Below are 13556 nucleotides of genomic sequence, written 5' to 3' on the forward strand. Positions count from 1 at the left end.
CCATGCGTTGGCGCTGGCTCTCGGGGCCGGGGGGCGCTGACCGGGTGGTGACGGTGTTCGGCGGCTGGGCGGCGGGCCCGGCGGCGCTGGCGCATCTGACGGGCGCCGACGTGCTCTATGTCGAGGACTGGCGCGATCTCGACGCCGATCTGCCGAACCTCTCGGGCTACGCGCGTCGCGACCTCGTGGCGTGGTCCTTCGGCGTCGCGGCCTACGGGCACTGGCAGGCGGGGCGCGAGACGGCCTTCGACAGGCGGATCGCGCTCTGCGGCAGCCCCGCCCCGGTGGACCGTGCCATGGGCATCCCGCCCGCCATCTTCCAGCGCACCCGCGACCGGCTCGACCCGGTTACGCTCGCCAGCTTCCTCGACCGGATCGGCGCGCCGCCGGTCGCGTCCGCTGACATTCCTGCGCTTCGGGACGAACTCGACGCCGTGGCGGCGCGCGGGCCTGCGTCGGATGTGGCGTGGGACCGGGTGGTGATCGCCACCGGCGACCGTATCTTCCCGCCCGCCAACCTGCACCGCGCCTTCGCGGGCCGCACGGTCGAGGAGGTGGACGCGCCGCACACGCCCTTTGACCTCTGGTCGCGCTGGGAGGAGGTGACGGGATGAGCCATCCCCGCATCGCCCGCGCCTTCCGCCGCGGCCTCGCCACCTATCGCGACGAGGCGCGCGTGCAGGCGGAAAGCGCCCGGCGGCTGGCCGAGATGCTGGTCGAAGACGGCGCGCCCGCGCGGCTCGGCCGGGTGTTCGAGTTCGGCTGCGGAGCGGGGCTCTTGACCGAGGCGCTGACCGCGCGTTTCGAGGTCGGGGACTACGCCCTCAACGACCTGCTGCCGGAGGCGGGCGATCGGCTGCCGGAGGAACTGCGACCCGGCTTCCGCCCCGGCCCGGTCGAGGCGCTGCCGCTCGAGGGCTCCTTCGACCTGATCGCCTCCGGCGCGACGATCCAGTGGATCGCCGACCCGGCGGCGCTGCTGGCGCGGCTTACGGATGCGCTCGCGCCGGGCGGGCGGCTGCTGCTCGGCGGCTTCGGTCGGGGGCATTTCACCGAGCTGGTCGCGCTGGGCGCCGAGCCCGCGCCGATGTCCTACATCGATCCTGAGGGCTGGCCCGCACTGCTGCCCGACGACATGGAAATGCGCGCCGTCGAGGCGCGGCGCACCCGGCTCGGCTTCGACGACCTGCCGCAGCTCTTGCGCCATCTCCGCGCCACCGGCGTCACCGGCAATGCCCGCGCCCGCTGGGGCCGGGCGCGGATGCGCGAGGTCGAGGCGGCGTGGCGGCGGGATCACGCGCTGTCTGACGGGCGGCTCGGCCTGACCTATGACTGCGTGCACCTGCTGGCGCGCAGGGCTCACTCCAGCCGGTAGGGTAGCTCGCCGCGCAGATCGGCATCGACCCTGAGCCGCCCCTCCAGCGGCGGCACCGCGCGCTGGTGGCAGTCCTGCCGCTCGCAGATCCGGCAGGAGATGCCGATCGGTTCGAAGGCGCCGGCGGCGTCGAGATCCATGTGGTCGGCATAGACCAGATCGCCCGCGTGCTTGATCTCGCAGCCCAGCGCGATGGCGAAGCGGCGCACCGGTGCGCCCCATGCACCGCCGCCGCCGCTGACGTCGCGCGCCAGAGAGAAGTAGCGCACCCCGTCCGGCGTCTGCGCCAGCTGGCGCAGCCATTGCGTCGGCGTCTCAAAGGCGCGGTGCACGTTCCACAGCGGGCACGCCCCGCCGTAACGCGCGAATTGCAGCCGGGTGGCCGAGTGGCGCTTGGTCACCGTGCCGGCCTGGTCGACCCGCACGAACCAGAAGGGCACGCCGCGTGCGCCGGGGCGCTGCAGCGTCGAGAGCCGATGCGCCACCTGCTCGAGGCTCGCGCCGAAGCGCTCGGCCAGACGCTCCAGATCATGCCGCATCTGCTGCGCTGCCTCGAGGAAGGGGCCGTAGGGCATCAGCGCCGCGCCGGCGAAGTAGTTGGCGAGGCCGATCCGGGCGATGTCGCGCGCCGTGCCGGTCTCGAACCGGCCGAGATCGAGCGTCGCCTCGATCAGCTGCCGGTGCTCGATCAGCGCCAGCTGTACCAGCAGCTGGAACCGCCGCGTCGGGCGCGGCGCGCGGGCCGAGACGGTCAGCACGCGGGCTTCGGCGTCGTAGCGGCGCAGCGGCCCCTCTGCCGCCTCGCGCAGCGTGACGCCGCGCGCCTCCAGCGCCTGCGCGGCGGCCTCGGGCGCGTCGCGGCCGGCCTCGGCGGCGCGGCGTGCGAAGCGTTCTGCGGCGCGGTCCACCGCGTCGATGTAGTTGTCGCAGTAGTGGAAGAAGTCGCGCACCTCCTCCCAGGGCGAGGGCGCCGCGCCCGCGCGGCCCAGCGCCTCGTCGAAGGAGGCGAGCCGGTCCTGCGCGCGGCGGTAGGCGGCGTGCAGGTCGAGAAGCGCGCGCGCCACCGAGGGCGCATTGGCCGCGACCATGCGCAGGTCCGACAGCGACGGCTGCGCGCCGCTCAGGACCGGGTCGGCCAGCGCCTCGCGCATGTCGGAGGCGAGGCGGATCTCCTCGCCAGAGGTCAGCTCGGTCACGTCGAAGCCGAATTCGCGCGCCAGCGCCAGCACCACCCCGGCCGAGACCGGGCGGTGGTTGTTCTCCATCTGGTTGAGATAGGGCAGCGACACGCCCAGCCGCTCGGCAAAAAGCTTCTGGGTCAGGCCGAGCCGTCCGCGCAGGTCGCGCAGCTGGGTGCCGGCGTAATGTTTCTGGACCGCCACGCGACCTCCCGATTTGCAGGTTTGCCATTTTGGCATACCGCATAATGCCTGTTTTGCAAATTTGCGGATTGGCGCTGGGCGGGTTCGCGGCGAAACCCTAGCATGGCCCGCAAAGGAGGACGCCGATGCAGGAAATCTTGCGCGAGCTCGAAGAGCGCCGCGCCTCGGCCCGGATGGGCGGCGGCGAAAAGCGCATCGCGGCGCAGCACGCCAAGGGCAAGCTGACCGCGCGCGAGCGGATCGAGCTGCTCTTGGACGAGGGCAGCTTCGAGGAATACGACATGTTCGTGCGGCACCGCTGCACCGATTTCGGCATGGCCGACAGCCGCCCCGCGGGCGACGGCGTGGTCACCGGCTGGGGCACGGTGAACGGCCGCATGGTCTATGTCTTCAGCCAGGACTTCACCGTCTTCGGCGGCTCGCTCTCCGAAACCCACGCCCAGAAGATCTGCAAGATCATGGACATGGCGATGCGCAACGGCGCGCCGGTGGTGGGCATCAACGATTCGGGCGGCGCCCGCATCCAGGAGGGCGTGGCGTCCTTGGGCGGCTATGCCGACGTGTTCCAGAAGAACGTGCTGGCCTCGGGCGTGGTGCCGCAGATCAGCCTCGTGATGGGCCCCTGTGCCGGCGGCGCGGTCTACTCGCCCGCCATGACCGACTTCATCTACATGGTGAAGGACTCGTCCTACATGTTCGTCACCGGCCCCGACGTGGTGAAGACCGTGACCGGCGAGGTGGTGACCGCCGAGGAACTGGGCGGCGCGCTCACCCATGCGCGCAAGTCGAGCGTGGCCGACGCGGCCTTCGAGAACGACGTCGAGGCGCTTCTGGAGGCGCGGCGGCTGATCGATTTCCTGCCGCTCAACAACCGCGAGAAGGCGCCGGTGCGGCCCTTCTTCGACGATCCCGCGCGCGAGGAGCCGAGCCTCGACAGCCTGATCCCGGCCAACCCGAACCAGCCCTACGACATGCACGAGCTGGTCACCAAGATCGCCGACGAGGGCGACTTCCTCGAGATGCAGGCCGAGTTCGCCAAGAACATCCTGACCGGCTTCATCCGGCTGGAAGGGCAGACCGTCGGCGTGGTGGCCAACCAGCCGATGGTGCTGGCCGGCTGCCTCGACATCGACAGTAGCCGCAAGGCCGCGCGCTTCGTGCGCTTCTGCGACGCCTTCGAGATCCCGATCCTGACGCTGGTCGACGTGCCGGGCTTCCTGCCCGGGACGGGCCAGGAATATGGCGGCGTCATCAAGCACGGCGCGAAGCTTTTGTTCGCCTATGGCGAGGCCACCGTGCCCAAGGTCACCGTCATCACCCGCAAGGCCTATGGCGGCGCCTATGACGTCATGGCGTCCAAGCACCTGCGCGGCGACGTGAACTACGCCTGGCCCACCGCCGAGATCGCGGTGATGGGCGCCAAGGGCGCGACCGAGATCCTCTACCGCTCCGAACTGGGCGAGCCCGAGAAGATCGCGCAGCGCACCAAGGATTACGAGGACCGCTTCGCCAACCCCTTCGTCGCGGCCGAGCGCGGTTTCATCGACGAGGTGATCATGCCGCGCGCCACCCGCCGCCGCACCGCCCGCGCCTTCGCCGCCCTGCGGAACAAGCGCCTCGAGAACCCGTGGAGGAAGCATGACAACATCCCGCTCTGAGGCCGCCAAGCCGTTCCGCAGTCTGCTCGTCGCCAACCGCGGCGAGATCGCCTGCCGCGTGATCCGCTCGGCCCGCGCCATGGGGATCGAGACCATCGCGGTGCATTCCGAGGCCGACCGCGACGCGGTGCATGTCGCCATGGCCGACCGCGCGGTCGAGATCGGGCCTGCGCCCGCCGCGCAGTCCTATATCGACATCGACCGCGTCATGCGCGCGATCGAGGAGACCGGCGCCGAGGCCGTGCATCCGGGCTACGGCTTCCTGTCCGAGAACCCGAAATTCGCCCGCGCGCTGGCCGAGCGCGGCGTGGTTTTCGTGGGTCCCCCCGCGAGCGCCATCGACGCGATGGGCGACAAGATCGCCTCGAAGAAGATCGCGGCCGAGGCCGGCGTTTCCACCGTGCCGGGCCATATGGGCTTGATCGAGGATGCCGAGGAGGCGGTCAGGATCGCCCGCGACATCGGCTACCCGGTGATGATCAAGGCCAGCGCAGGCGGCGGCGGCAAGGGCATGCGGATCGCGCATGACGACGACCAGGCGCGCGAGGGCTTCGAGGCCTCGAAGCGCGAGGCGGCCTCCTCCTTCGGCGACGACCGCATCTTCATCGAGAAGTTCGTCGTCGGCCCGCGCCACATCGAGATCCAGGTGCTGGCCGACCGGCACGGCAACTGCGTCTATCTGGGCGAGCGCGAATGCTCGATCCAGCGCCGCAACCAGAAGGTCGTGGAAGAGGCCCCGTCGCCCTTCCTCGACCCCGAAACCCGCGCCGCCATGGGCGCGCAGGCCTGCGCGCTGGCGAAGGCCGTGGGCTACGAGAGCGCCGGCACGGTCGAGTTCATCGTCGACGCCGACCGCAACTTCTACTTCCTCGAGATGAACACCCGGCTTCAGGTCGAGCACCCGGTGACCGAGCTGATCACCGGCGTCGACCTGGTCGAGCAGATGATCAAGGTGGCGGCGGGCGAAGAGCTGCCCTTCGCGCAGGACGACATCAAGCTCAATGGCTGGGCGATCGAGAGCCGGCTCTACGCCGAGGATCCGTATCGCGGCTTCCTGCCCTCGATCGGGCGGCTGACCCGCTACCGTCCGCCCGAGGAGTTCGCCTCCGACGCGGAGGTCGTGCGCAACGACACCGGCGTCGCCGAGGGCGGCGAGATCTCGATGCATTACGACCCGATGATCGCCAAGCTCTGTACATGGGCTCCCGACCGCGACCGCGCGGTCGACGCGATGGAACGGGCGCTCGACGGCTTCGAGCTGGAGGGCATCGGCCACAACCTGCCGTTCCTCTCGGCGGTGATGGCGCATCCCAAGTTCCACTCGGGCGACATCCACACCGGCTTCATCGCCGAGGAATGGCCCGAGGGCTTCTCGGGCGTCGAACTGCCCGCCGAGGCCCGCCGCCGCATTGCCGCCGCCTGCGCGACGCTGCAGCGGATCGAGGAGATCCGCCGCGCCCGCATCTCGGGCCGGATCGACAATCACGAGCGCCGCGTCGGCCGCGCCTTCGTGGTGCAGGTCGCGGGCGAAAGCCACCCGGTGACGCTGGAGGCCGGGGCGGGTGGCACCGACGTGACCTTCGAGGACGGCGCGGTGATGCGGGTCGAGGGCGACTGGACGCCCGGCGCGCGGCTGGCCCGCCTCACCGTCGATGGCGCCGAGACCGTGCTCAAGGTCGCGCCGCGCATCGCGGGCTACCGGGTGCGCCACCGCGGCGCCGATCTCGACGTGCGGGTCTACACGCCGCGGCAGGCCGAGCTGGCTGCATTGATGCCCGAGAAGCAGGGGGCGGACACCTCGAAGCTGCTGCTCTGCCCGATGCCGGGCGTCGTCGTGCACATCGCGGTCGCCGAGGGGCAGGAGGTCGAGGAGGGCCAGCCGCTCTGCACAGTCGAGGCGATGAAGATGGAGAACGTGCTGCGCGCCGAGCGCAAGGCCAGGGTCTCCAAGCTGCACGCCGCCGCCGGCGACAGCCTGTCGGTGGACCAGACCATCATGGAATTCGAGTGAGCCGGGGGAGGGCCATGCGATGACCGGGGAGAGCGAGCGTCGCGCCGGCTGGACCGAGCGCGCGAAGAGCGAACTGAAGGGGCGCGACCCGTCCGAGCTGACCTGGCGCACGCTCGAGGGGATCGACGTGCGGCCGCTCTACACCGCCGAGGACACGGCCGGGCTCGACCATGTCGACAGCCTGCCGGGCGAGGCGCCCTTCCTGCGCGGCGTGCGCTCGACCATGTATGCCGGACGGCCATGGACGATCCGGCAATATGCCGGCTTCTCGACGGCCGAGGAATCGAACGCCTTCTACCGGCGCGCGCTCGATGCGGGCCAGCAGGGGGTGTCGGTCGCCTTCGACCTCGCCACCCATCGCGGCTATGACAGCGACCATCCGCGCGTCGAGGGCGATGTCGGCAAGGCGGGCGTCGCCATCGACAGCGTCGAGGACATGAAGATCCTGTTCGACGGCATCCCGCTCGACAAGGTCTCGGTCTCGATGACCATGAACGGGGCCGTCATTCCGATCCTCGCGAGCTTCATCGTCGCGGGCGAGGAGCAGGGCGTGCCGGTCGGGAAGCTCTCGGGGACGATCCAGAACGACATCCTCAAGGAGTTCATGGTCCGCAACACCTATGTCTATCCGCCCGAACCCTCGATGCGGATCGTCGCGGACATCATCGAATATACCGCCGACCACATGCCGAAGTTCAACTCGGTGTCGATCTCCGGCTACCACATGCAGGAGGCCGGCGCGAACCTCGTGCAGGAGCTGGCCTTCACCCTGGCCGACGGGCGCGAATATGTCCGCGCCGCCATCGCGCGCGGCATGGACGTGGACCGCTTCGCAGGAAGGCTGAGCTTCTTCTTCGCCATCGGCATGAACTTCTTCATGGAGGCCGCCAAGCTGCGCGCCGCGCGGCTCTTGTGGCACCGCATCATGTCGGAGTTCGAGCCGAAGGACCCGAAGTCCCTGATGCTGCGCACGCATTGCCAGACCTCGGGCGTGAGCCTGCAGGAGCAGGACCCCTACAACAACGTCGTGCGCACCGCCTACGAGGCGCTGAGCGCCGTGCTCGGCGGCACCCAGTCGCTGCACACCAACGCGCTCGACGAGGCGATCGCGCTGCCGACCGACTTCTCGGCCCGGATCGCCCGAAACACCCAGCTGATCCTGCAGGAAGAGACCGGGATCACCAACGTCGTCGATCCGCTCGCCGGCTCCTACTACGTCGAGAGCCTGACGGCGGAGCTGGCCGAGAAGGCCTGGGCGCTGATCGAGGAGGTCGAGGAGATGGGCGGCATGACCAAGGCCGTGGCCTCGGGCATGCCCAAGCTCCGGATCGAGGAGACGGCCGCGCGGCGGCAGGCGCTGATCGACCGGGGCGAGGACGTGATCGTCGGGGTCAACAAGTACCGCAAGGAGCGCGAAGACCCGATCGACATCCTCGACATCGACAACGTCAAGGTGCGCGAGGGGCAGGTGGCGCGGATCGCGAAGGTGCGCGAGAGCCGCGACCAGCGCGCCTGCGACGCCGCGCTGGAGGGTCTGGAGCAGGCGGCACGCGAGGGCGACAACCTGCTCGCGGCGGCGGTCGAGGCGGCGCGGGCACGCGCCACGGTGGGGGAGATCAGCATGGCGATGGAGAAGGTGTTCGGCCGGCACCGGGCCGAGGTGAAGACCCTCGCCGGGGTCTATGGCGCGGCCTATGAGGGCGACGCCGAGTTCGAGAAGATCCAGGCCGAGGTCGAGGGCTTCGCCGAGGAGGAGGGCCGCCGCCCGCGGATGCTGGTGGTCAAGATGGGGCAGGACGGCCATGACCGCGGCGCCAAGGTGATCGCGACGGCCTTCGCCGATATCGGCTTCGACGTCGATGTCGGGCCGCTGTTCCAGACGCCCGAGGAGGCCGCGCAGGACGCGGTCGACAACGACGTCCACGTGGTCGGCATCTCGAGCCAGGCCGCCGGGCACCGGACGCTGGCGCCGAAGCTGGTGCAGGCGCTGAAGGCGCAGGGCGCGGGCGAGATCCTCGTGGTCTGCGGCGGGGTGATCCCGCAGCAGGACTACGACTTCCTGAAAGGGGCCGGGGTCAGCGCGATCTTCGGGCCGGGCACGAACATCCCGGCCGCCGCGTCCGAGATCCTCGGGATGATCCGCAAGGCGCGCGGCGCCTGACGGAAGAAAGGCCGGCCCCGATGGGCCGGCCCGGAAAGGCGGATCAGGCCGCCTTCTGCCAGTCGAACTTCTGAAACGGCTTGTCGACCGGCGTCTCGGCGAGGTGGTTGGTGTAGTTGCTCATCACCTTCTGCGCGACGCCGAGGATCACCTCGAGGATGTTGCGCTTGGTGAAGCCCGCCTCGAGGAACGCCGCCACGGCGGCCTCGTCGACATTGCCGCGGCCGCGCACGACCGAGAGGGTGAAGTCGCGCAGCGCCTCGAGCTTGGCGGTGGGCAGCGGCGCCTCGTCGCGCAGCGCGTCGGTGATCGCGTCGTCCACCTTCATCGCCTTGGCGATGCCGGTATGCGCCGGCACGCAGTAGTGGCAGGCATGCTCGACGTTGATCGTCTGCCAGACCACGGTCTGCTCCTCGGCGGTGAAGCTGGTCTCGAGGAACAGGCGGTGCAGCTCCTGGTAACCCTCGAGCAGGCCCGGCGCCTCGGCCATCACCGCGTGCAGGCCGGGGATCATGCCGAAGGCCTTCTGCGACTTGTCGAGCAGCGGCTTGCTGGCCTCGGGCGCGGTCTCGGCGTCGTGCAGGGTGAAATCGGTCATCGCGAACTCCTGTGTCTCGTGATCGGGCCGCCTCGGCCCGTCGCCGCACAGACATGGCACGTTTGAGCGATCACTCAATGGGTAGACTTGAGCAATCACTCAAAGGTGAGGATGTGGCCGGACGGGGCGACAAGCGGGCCCGGGGCCCCTATGTTGCGCGCATGCCCCGTGCCGCCCCATATGATCGCGAGCAGGCGCTCGACGCCGCCCTGGCGCTGTTCTGGCGCAAGGGTTTCCACGCGACCTCGCTCAAGGACCTCGAGGCCGAGCTGGCGATGAAGCCCGGCAGCATCTACGCCGCCTTCCACAGCAAGGAGGCGCTGTTTCGCAGCGTGCTCGACCGCTATGCCGAGCGGATGCGCGTTGAGCTGGCCGGGATCGCGGGGCAGGCCTCGCCGCTCGGCGCACTTTCGGGCTATCTGCGGGCGCTGGGCGGGCTTCTGGAGGCGGGCGGGCCGAGCCGGGCCTGCATGCTGGTCAAGACGCTGCTCGAGACCAATGCCGATCATCCCGAGGTGATGGCGGCGGCGCGGCGGCATCTCGATGCCGTGGAGGGCGACATCGCCGAGATTTTCGCCGCGGCGAAGCGTGCGGGCGAGATCGCCCCGGATGCCGACCCGGCGCGCCTTGCCCGGCGGGTGCAGAGCAACATCTTCGGCCTGAAGGTGCAGGCCCAGCGCGAGACCTCGGGCGCCGCGCTGCGGATGCTGGCCGAGGACATCGCCGCCGAGGTCGAGGCGCTGCGCCTGCGGCACTGAGCCCGCGCTTTGCCTTTCGCGGCTTTGCTGCTATGAGCCCCGGCGTTCCCGCATTCATGCCCACACCGCCTTCCGTGCCGCCAACGGAGCCGACATGACCACCGACACACCGCTCAAAACCGCCGCCCGCCTGTCCGTCGCACCCATGATGGACTGGACAGACCGGCATTGCCGCTACCTGCACCGGCAGCTTTCGGGCCGGGCGCTGCTCTACACCGAGATGGTCACCGCGCCCGCGGTGATCCATGGCGAGCGCGAGCGGCTCCTGGGCTTCGAGGCGGCCGAGCACCCGGTGGCGCTGCAGCTTGGCGGCTCGGACCCGGCGGAGCTGCGGCAGGCGGCGCGGATCGGGACGGAGTACGGTTATGACGAGATCAACCTGAACTGCGGCTGCCCGTCGGACCGGGTCCAGTCCGGGGCCTTCGGCGCGATCCTGATGACCCGGCCCGAGCTGGTGGCCGAGTGCTGCGCCGAGATGATCGCGGAAAGCCCGGTCGAGGTGACGGTGAAGTGCCGCATCGGCGTCGACGAGCAGGAGCCCGAGGAAGTGCTGCCGCGCTTCCTCGAAACCGTCGCGGCCGCCGGCGTCACGCGCTTCACCATCCACGCCCGCAAGGCCTGGCTGCAGGGGCTCAGCCCCAAGGAGAACCGCGACATCCCGCCGCTCGACTACGACCTCGTGCACCGGATGAAGCGCGACTTCCCGGATCTGCACCTGTCGGTCAATGGTGGCATCGGCTCGCTCGAGGAGGCGCGCGGCTTCCTCGAGGCCGGCCTCGACGGCGCGATGATCGGGCGCGCGGCCTATCACCAGCCCGCCGACATCCTCGGCGATGCCGACCGGACGATCTGGGGCGAGGGCGAGACGGTCGCGGCCGAAGAGGCCGTGGCGCGGATGCTGCCCTATATCGAGCGGCACCTCGCGCAGGGCGGGCGGCTGCACCAGGTGACGCGGCACATGCTCGGCCTCTTCGCAGGGCGGCCCGGGGCACGCGGCTGGCGGCGGATGCTGTCGGAGGGGGCGAACCGCCCCGGCGCGGGGCCGGAGCTGGTCGAGGCGGCGCTGGCGCAGGTCACGGACCTGAGGGCCGCCGCCTAACTCTCCCGCCGCGCCGCGCGGCCGCCGCGGCGGCGCTTCGGCGCGGCCTCTCGCGCGGGCAGCTCGTCCATGACCCGGCGGCGCTCCTCTGGCGACATCCGGCCCCAGCCGGCGATCTCGTCGATCGAGCGAGCGCAGCCGAGGCAGAGCCGCGTTTCGGGATGGATCGTGCAGAGCTTCACGCAGGGGCTCTCGATCTCGGCCCGGCTCCAGACCTCGTCGCTCATGCTCCGCGCCCCATGTAGCCCAGCCGGTCGAGCATGCCCTGCAGGATGTAGCCCGCCGCCACCGCGTCGATCACCTCGGCGCGGCGCTTGCGCGAATGGTCGGCCTCGAGAAGCGCCCGCTCGGCCGCGACGGTCGAGAGCCGCTCGTCCCAGAAGCCGATCGGCAGCTCGGTCAGCCGCGACAGGTTGCGCGCGAAGGCGCGGGTGGACTGGGCGCGCGGGCCCTCCGAGCCGTCCATGTTGCGCGGCAGGCCGAGCACGAAGCCGGCCAGCCCGCGCGCCTCGGCGATGGCGAGCAGCCGGGCCGCGTCCTCGGTGAACTTCTTGCGCTTCACCGTCTCGAGCGGGGTCGCGACCGAGCGCAGCCCGTCCGACACCGCGACGCCGATGGTCTTGGTGCCGAAGTCGAGCCCGGCCAGCGCGCCGGCGCGGGGCAGGGCGGCGGCGAAGTCTTCCGCGGTCTCGTGAATCATTCGGCCACTCCTGCCTTGCGCGCCGCGGCGCGGATCGTCTCGAGGTCGGGCGTGCCGGCGAAGACCTGCTGCGCCTCCGACCAGATCGCCTCGGCGCGCGTGGCCTCGCCCAGCACGGCCAAAGCGTCGATCAGCCGGGCCCAGTCCTGCGCGCTGCCGCCCTCGGAGGCCAGCCGCTGCGCCAGCCCGTCGACCATGCCGCGGATCATGCCGGCCTGCGCCTCGGGCGACATGTCCTGCGCGGCGGCGATGTCGTCGGCGCTGGGGCCCGACAGCGACGGCGGGGCATAGTCCACCCCGGCCAGCGCGGCGGCGCGCCCGACCTGCGCCCGCGCCATGCGGACATGCGGGGCCTCGGGGTCACCCTGCTCGACCACCTGCCGCCAGTAGCGGAAGGCGAGGTCGGGACGATCGGTCTGCGCCTGCAGAAGACCCATGTAATAAAGCGCCGCCGGGGCGTCAGGGCGCGTCTCGAGCAGCGCGCGCAGCAGGGTCTCGCTCTCGGCGGTCACGAGGCCGCCGGTCGCCGCGACCATGCGGTCCACCAGCGCGAGACGGTCGTCGAACCCGGCCTCGTCGCCCTTGAGGGCGATCACCCGCTCCTGCGCCCGCGCCGCGGCGGCGAAATTACCGAGCGCGGCCTCGTGGCGCGAGAGCAGCTGCCAGCCGGTCAGGTCGTCCGGCCGCTGCGGCACGGCCTCGCGCAGCTGCGCGACCATCTCGACGTAATCCTCGGGCGCCGAGATCTCGGGCCCGGTGCCGGCGCGGCGTTCGGCCTCCGACTGGCTGGGGCGGGCGGCGCGGGCCGCCTCGGCATCGGCGATGCGTTGCGACAGCGGCAGGTCGCCGGCGCCCGGCGCGCCGAGCTGCGCATAGAGCGCGAGCGCGCCCGCCACCACGCCGACCCCGGCGACGAGGCCGAGCAAACGGCGCGGCCCCGCTACGGCGGCCGCGCGGCGCTGGCCGGCGCGGTCGGCCTGGATCAGGCGACGGCCGATCTCGGCGCGGGCGCGGTCCGCCTCCTCCGCGCCGATCAGGCCGCGCGCGCGGTCATGCTCGATCTCGGCCAGCTGGCTTCTGTAGAAGGCCAGGTCGGCGTCCGGCGGGCTTGGCGGCGCAGGACGCCGCAGCGGCGCGATCATTGAGATCGCGACGGTCGCCGCCAGCGCGGATGCGATGATCCAGAACAGCATCAGCCTCTCCTTTGCGCTCCTCCTAGCCGTCCTCGTCCGCCGGAGAAAGACCCGCGCGGCCACGGCTTCGCGAGTGGGAGGCCCGCATTGGCCCGAAACCGGCGCGACCGAATGTCGCGATTCTTTTGCATCGGCGGGAACCCCCATTTCGAAGCTGACGTTGCGCCGTCAAATGACACATCGAGGGGGATCCCGAATGTCTGATCCGAACATCAACAACAACAACAGCAACCCGCCGCCGGCCAAGAGCGGCGGTTCCTCCATCGCGCTGATCGTCGGCGGCCTCGTGGTGGCCGTGGTCGTGCTCTACTGGCTGTTCGCCGGTGGCGGCGAGGTCGAGAACGCCGACGTCGTCGAGGGCGACACCAACGTCAATGTCGAGGCCGAGGCCGAAGGCGCGGCCGAGGCGATCGAGGACACCGGGGCCGCGGCGGTCGAGGAGGTCGAGGACGCCGCGGCGGCGGCCGAGGCCGAAGCCGATGCCGCGATCGAGGAGACCGTGGACGAGACCGAGGCCGGCGCGGTCGAGCCGCTCGAGGACGAAACCGTCATCGAGACCGAGGGCGAGGCCGAGGTCGAGACGACCCAGTAATCGCCGAGGACCTGCGCGGACGGGGCCCT

13 protein-coding genes are annotated in these 13556 nt (G+C 70.9%); 8 read left to right on the forward strand and 5 right to left on the reverse strand.

Going from position 1 to position 13556, the window contains the following annotated elements:
* The first annotated feature begins 2 nt into the window (after positions 1–2).
* Together BLT43_RS00740 and BLT43_RS00745 are read left to right on the forward strand one after the other, a co-directional pair.
* Positions 3–614 (forward strand): pimeloyl-ACP methyl esterase BioG family protein, encoded by a 612-nt coding sequence (locus tag BLT43_RS00740; RefSeq protein ID WP_090109243.1) that lies wholly within the window; start codon positions 3–5, stop codon positions 612–614.
* On the forward strand, positions 611–1375 hold the full coding sequence (locus BLT43_RS00745; RefSeq protein WP_090109245.1) for a methyltransferase domain-containing protein: 765 nt from the start codon (positions 611–613) through the stop codon (positions 1373–1375). The genes BLT43_RS00740 and BLT43_RS00745 overlap by 4 nt, the downstream gene beginning before the upstream one ends.
* On the opposite strand, the gene BLT43_RS00750 is transcribed toward BLT43_RS00745, so the two are convergent.
* Complete coding sequence (locus tag BLT43_RS00750) at positions 1360–2757, reverse strand: helix-turn-helix domain-containing protein (RefSeq protein WP_090109247.1); 1398 nt, start codon at positions 2755–2757, stop codon at positions 1360–1362. The two genes, BLT43_RS00745 and BLT43_RS00750, sit on opposite strands and share 16 nt — an antisense overlap.
* Positions 2758–2882: 125 nt before the next feature.
* Between BLT43_RS00750 and BLT43_RS00755 the strand changes: the two genes are divergently transcribed.
* The 3 genes from BLT43_RS00755 to scpA are packed head-to-tail and all read left to right on the forward strand — an operon-like array spanning position 2883 to position 8587.
* Positions 2883–4415 (forward strand): acyl-CoA carboxylase subunit beta, encoded by a 1533-nt coding sequence (locus BLT43_RS00755; protein WP_090109249.1) that lies wholly within the window; start codon positions 2883–2885, stop codon positions 4413–4415.
* Entirely contained in the window at positions 4396–6426 is a 2031-nt protein-coding gene (locus tag BLT43_RS00760; protein ID WP_090109251.1) for an acetyl-CoA carboxylase biotin carboxylase subunit, read from the forward strand. The genes BLT43_RS00755 and BLT43_RS00760 overlap by 20 nt, the downstream gene beginning before the upstream one ends.
* A gap of 19 nt (positions 6427–6445) precedes the next feature.
* A complete protein-coding gene (gene scpA, locus BLT43_RS00765) occupies positions 6446–8587 on the forward strand; it encodes a methylmalonyl-CoA mutase (RefSeq protein ID WP_090109253.1) in 2142 nt (713 codons plus the stop codon).
* Between the two features lie 43 nt (positions 8588–8630).
* Here scpA and BLT43_RS00770 read toward each other — a convergent pair whose 3' ends face one another.
* Positions 8631–9185, reverse strand: coding sequence for a carboxymuconolactone decarboxylase family protein (locus BLT43_RS00770; protein WP_090109254.1), 555 nt, complete (start codon positions 9183–9185; stop codon positions 8631–8633).
* 161 nt (positions 9186–9346) lie between these two features.
* On the opposite strand from BLT43_RS00770, the gene BLT43_RS00775 reads away from it, so the two are divergent.
* Positions 9347–9943, forward strand: coding sequence for a TetR/AcrR family transcriptional regulator (locus BLT43_RS00775; protein WP_090109255.1), 597 nt, complete (start codon positions 9347–9349; stop codon positions 9941–9943).
* A gap of 94 nt (positions 9944–10037) precedes the next feature.
* A complete protein-coding gene (gene dusA, locus BLT43_RS00780) occupies positions 10038–11042 on the forward strand; it encodes a tRNA dihydrouridine(20/20a) synthase DusA (RefSeq protein ID WP_090109256.1) in 1005 nt (334 codons plus the stop codon).
* Here the strand turns inward: dusA and BLT43_RS00785 are convergent.
* From BLT43_RS00785 to ccmI, 3 genes are read right to left on the reverse strand one after another with little or no spacing between them, the layout of a single operon-like run.
* On the reverse strand, positions 11039–11269 hold the full coding sequence (locus tag BLT43_RS00785; RefSeq protein WP_090109257.1) for a DUF1289 domain-containing protein: 231 nt from the start codon (positions 11267–11269) through the stop codon (positions 11039–11041). The two genes, dusA and BLT43_RS00785, sit on opposite strands and share 4 nt — an antisense overlap.
* On the reverse strand, positions 11266–11742 hold the full coding sequence (ruvX, locus tag BLT43_RS00790; protein WP_090109258.1) for a Holliday junction resolvase RuvX: 477 nt from the start codon (positions 11740–11742) through the stop codon (positions 11266–11268). The genes BLT43_RS00785 and ruvX overlap by 4 nt, the downstream gene beginning before the upstream one ends.
* Entirely contained in the window at positions 11739–12935 is a 1197-nt protein-coding gene (gene ccmI / locus BLT43_RS00795) for a c-type cytochrome biogenesis protein CcmI (RefSeq protein WP_090109259.1), read from the reverse strand. The genes ruvX and ccmI overlap by 4 nt, the downstream gene beginning before the upstream one ends.
* Positions 12936–13131: 196 nt before the next feature.
* On the opposite strand from ccmI, the gene BLT43_RS19045 reads away from it, so the two are divergent.
* On the forward strand, positions 13132–13527 hold the full coding sequence (locus BLT43_RS19045) for a hypothetical protein (RefSeq protein ID WP_090109260.1): 396 nt from the start codon (positions 13132–13134) through the stop codon (positions 13525–13527).
* Positions 13528–13556: the final 29 nt, after the last annotated feature.

It is taken from the genome of Limimaricola pyoseonensis (assembly GCF_900102015.1).
GTDB lineage: Bacteria > Pseudomonadota > Alphaproteobacteria > Rhodobacterales > Rhodobacteraceae > Limimaricola > Limimaricola pyoseonensis.